Source organism: Kineococcus siccus (assembly GCF_009906795.1).
GTDB lineage: Bacteria > Actinomycetota > Actinomycetes > Actinomycetales > Kineococcaceae > Kineococcus > Kineococcus siccus.
This window is the reverse complement of the sequence record NZ_JAAALN010000310.1, coordinates 1-3,507: the sequence shown is the minus strand read 5'-3', so window position 1 is coordinate 3,507 and position 3,507 is coordinate 1. Positions and strand designations below refer to the sequence as shown.

Below are 3,507 nucleotides of genomic sequence, written 5' to 3'. Positions count from 1 at the left end.
GTGTGGACGTGCTGAGCAGCCCGAGGACCCCCGGCCCCTCGTCGGTCCCGCCGTCGAGGGGCCGGGGGTCCTCGGGCTGCTCAGCACGTCCACACCCGGTAGACGTCCGGGCGGGGCCGTCCGTGAGGTCTCACCGCACGCTGGACCAGCCGCCCGACAGCCAGCCCGCCATCCGGCCGAGGCTCGCGGCCGCCCCCGGCAGCTGCGGGGTGTCGAGGTGGCCGTGCAGGGTGCCGGGTTCGAGCTCGCGCCGCACGGGGACGCCGGCCTCGGTGAGCGACGCGACGAACGCCTCGCCGGAGGGGCGCAGCCCGTCCACCTCGCTGAGCAGGACCAGCGTGGGCGGCAGCGTCGCCAGCCGGTCCCGGGGCGCCGTCCCCGGCACGGCCTCGACGGGCACGGTCGCCCCACCGCCGTCCAGCCCGCCGCCGTCCAGCCCGCCGCCGTCGCCCAGCACCTCGGGGCCGAGCAGCTCCGCGTACATGCCCCGCACCTGCGGCGGGTCGAAGCGCTGCCCCGGCGGCAGGGCGGCGACGGCCGCGGCGAGCTCGGCGCCGGGGGGCGGCTGGACGACGTGCAGCGTCGGGTACGCGAGCAGGAGCGAGCGCGGCCCGTCCTCTGCGCCGAGCCGGAGGGCGGCCCCTGCGGCGAGGTTGGCCCCCGCGCTCGCGCCGCCGAGGTGGAGCCGGGGGGTGGCACCGCCCGGCCGCCAGGCCTGCAGCCACCGCCAGGCGGCGACGACGTCGTCGGAGGGCACGGGCCAGCGCACCGCGGCACCGCCCGGGCCGGACCGGCGACCGGCGAGGCGGTAGTCGACGGTCACCACGGTCACCCCGGCCTCGTGGGCGAGGACGGTCGCGACGCCGTGCGCCTCGGGCATCGTCAGGTCGCCCGCGGTGAACCCCCCGCCGTGGCACCACAGCAGGGCCGTGGCGGAGCCCCCCGCGTAGACGCGCAGCGGCACCGGGCCGTGCGGCCCCTCGGCCACGGCGGTCGTGGGCTCGGGCGGGCGCCAGCGGCTCATGACTCCATCGTGCACCGTTCCCGCCGATCCGGTCCGGACACCGTGGCGGCACCGGTCCGGTTGCGAAGTGGTTGCGGTGGTTGACGGCGCGGTTTCGGCGCTCTTACGTTCGCAGCACGGACCGGCGCTGGTCCGCTCGCGTCGGCGCAGACGGGGGGCCGGGTGCCCGAGGACGAGTTCTCCCGCTCCCAGGCGATCCTCGGCGAGCTCGACCACCACGGCCGGGTCGTCGTCACCGACCTGGCCGCCAAGCTGGGCGTCTCCCCCGTCACGGTCCGCAAGGACCTGCAGGCCCTGGAGCAGCGCTCGGTCCTGCGCCGGGTCCGCGGGGGCGCCGTCGCCGCCGCCCGCACCGACGAGGGGTCCTTCGAGGCGCGCATGCGCCGGCGGCGCTCCGAGAAGGACGCCGTCGCGCGGGCGGTGGCCCCGCTCGTCCGGGACGGCGACGTCGTCGCGCTGGACTCCTCCACCACGTGCCACCACCTCGCGCGGCAGCTGCTGCCGCGGCGCGGCCTCGTCGTCGTGACGAACAGCCTGGCGCTCGCGTCGCTGTTCACCGAGCGCAGCGACGCGCGCGTCCTGCTGCCGGGCGGCACGGTCCGCCGGGCCGCCCGGTCCGTCGTCGGGCTCGTGGGTGACGTCCTCGCGGGCCGCGGGCGGATCGACCACGGGTTCCTGTCGGGCAACGGGATCTCGGCGGCGCACGGCGTGATGGACCTGGCCCTGGAGGAGGCCGAGGCCAAGCGGTACCTCGCCGGGCCGTGCCGGCAGGTGCACGCCCTGCTCGACTCCTCCAAGTTCGGGGCGTTCTCGCTGCACGCCTCGGTGCCCCTCGACCGGCTCACCGCGGTGTGGACCGACGACGGCGCCGGCCCGGACGCCGTCGCGGAGATCGAGGCCGCGGGCGTCCCCGTGCACGTCGTGCCCACCACGGGCGGACCCTCGTGAGCGCCGCGGGCACCACCCGCACGACGGTCGCGGCGGTCGACCTCGGCGCGGAGAGCGGCCGCGTCGTGGCCGTCGGCTTCGACGGGGAGCGGTTCTCCACCGAGGTCGCGGCGCGCTTCCCGACCCGCGCGCGCGCCGTGGGCGGCGTGCTGCGCTGGGACGTCGAGGCGCTGTGGCGCGAGGTCCTGCAGGGCCTGCGCCTCCTCGGCGCGCGCACGCCGCTGACGTCGGTGGGCGTGGACACCTGGGGCGTCGACCACGGCGTGCTCGACGCCGGCGGGCGCCTGCTCGCCGACCCCTCCTGCTACCGCGACCCGCGCCAGGCCTTGGCCCTGGACCGGCTGCTGCGCACGGTCCCGGCGGCCGAGCTGCACGCCGCGACGGGGACGTCGGTCATGGCGATCAACTCGGTGTTCGCCCTGCTCGCCGACGCCGCCGCGGGGGCGCCCGCGGGGCACCGGCTCCTGATGCTGCCCGACCTGTTCCACCACCGGCTGTCCGGGACGAGCGCCACCGAGCGCACGGCGGCGTCGACCACGGGCCTGTTCGACACCCGCACGCGGCGCTGGGCCCGCGACCTCGTCGGCCGCCTCGGCTTGCCGCAGAGGCTGTTCGGCGAGCTCGTCGACGCCGGCACCGACCTCGGCCCCGTCCGGGGCGCCGCCGCGGACGGCCTCGCGGGGGTGCGGGTCGTCGCGCCGGCCGGGCACGACACGGCCAGCGCCGTGCTCGCGACGCCGCTCGACGCCCCCGGCGGGCTGTTCCTGTCCTCCGGGACGTGGTCCCTGCTGGGCGTCGAGCTCGCGGCACCCGTCGTGACGCCCGAGACGTTCGCCGCGGGCCTGACCAACGAGACGGGCTTCGGCGCCACGACGCAGCTGCTGCGCGCGGGCGACGGGTTGTGGGTCCTGCAGGAGTGCCGCCGGCAGTGGGCCCGCGAGGGCCTCCAGCTCGGCTACGGCGACCTCGCCCGGCTGGCCGCCGGGGCGCCGGCCCTGCGCAGCCTCGTCGACCTCGGGGACGAGGAGTTCCGCGCGCCGGACGACATGCCGCGGCGCCTGCGGGAGCACTGCGCCCGCCACGGTGAACCGGTGCCCGGCAGCGTCGGGGAGGTCGCCCGCTGCGTGGTCGACTCCCTCGCCCTGTCCTACCGCCGCACGGTCGGGGACCTCGCGCGGGTCACGGGGCGCAGCGCTCCCTCGATCACGGTGACGGGCGGCGGCGCCCAGCACGAGCTGCTCGCGCAGGCCACGGCCGACGCGACGGGACTGCCCGTGCGCCGCGGCCCGGTCGAGGCCGCGGCGCTCGGCAACGCCGGCGCCCAGCTCGTCGCGCTCGGCGAGCTCGGCGGCGCGGACGACGTCCGGCGCGCGGTGGCCGCCACGGTCGCCGTGCGCACCGTCGAACCCCGGCAACGTCCCGCGTGGGACGAGGCCGCGGCCCACCGGCCCCGGGGGCGGTCCTCGCCTCCGGTCCTACTCACGACGGAGTGACGACATGACCGCGAGACGATCCACCCGCCCCCGCCCCCGCAC

Annotated in this window: 3 protein-coding genes; 2 read left to right on the top strand and 1 reads right to left on the bottom strand. The window is 78.3% G+C overall.

All coding sequences use genetic code 11. The annotated features are described in order from the left end of the window. Positions 1 to 130: 130 nt before the first annotated feature. Complete coding sequence (locus tag GTR02_RS20570) at positions 131 to 1,024, bottom strand: alpha/beta hydrolase (RefSeq protein WP_166609341.1); 894 nt, start codon at positions 1,022 to 1,024, stop codon at positions 131 to 133. A gap of 162 nt (positions 1,025 to 1,186) precedes the next feature. Between GTR02_RS20570 and GTR02_RS20565 the strand changes: the two genes are divergently transcribed. Further along, a complete protein-coding gene (locus GTR02_RS20565; protein ID WP_166609340.1) occupies positions 1,187 to 1,972 on the top strand; it encodes a DeoR family transcriptional regulator in 786 nt (261 codons plus the stop codon). After that, the gene (locus tag GTR02_RS24755) at positions 1,969 to 3,465 is read left to right on the top strand and encodes an FGGY-family carbohydrate kinase (RefSeq protein WP_166609339.1); all 1,497 of its coding nucleotides are present in this window, start codon (positions 1,969 to 1,971) and stop codon (positions 3,463 to 3,465) included. The genes GTR02_RS20565 and GTR02_RS24755 overlap by 4 nt, the downstream gene beginning before the upstream one ends. Positions 3,466 to 3,507: the final 42 nt, after the last annotated feature.

Coding starts and splice junctions, on each gene's coding strand:
- GTR02_RS20570 (WP_166609341.1), bottom strand. CDS start 1,024: ATGAGCCGCTGGCGCCCGCCCGAGCCCACGACCGCCGTGGCCGAGGGG.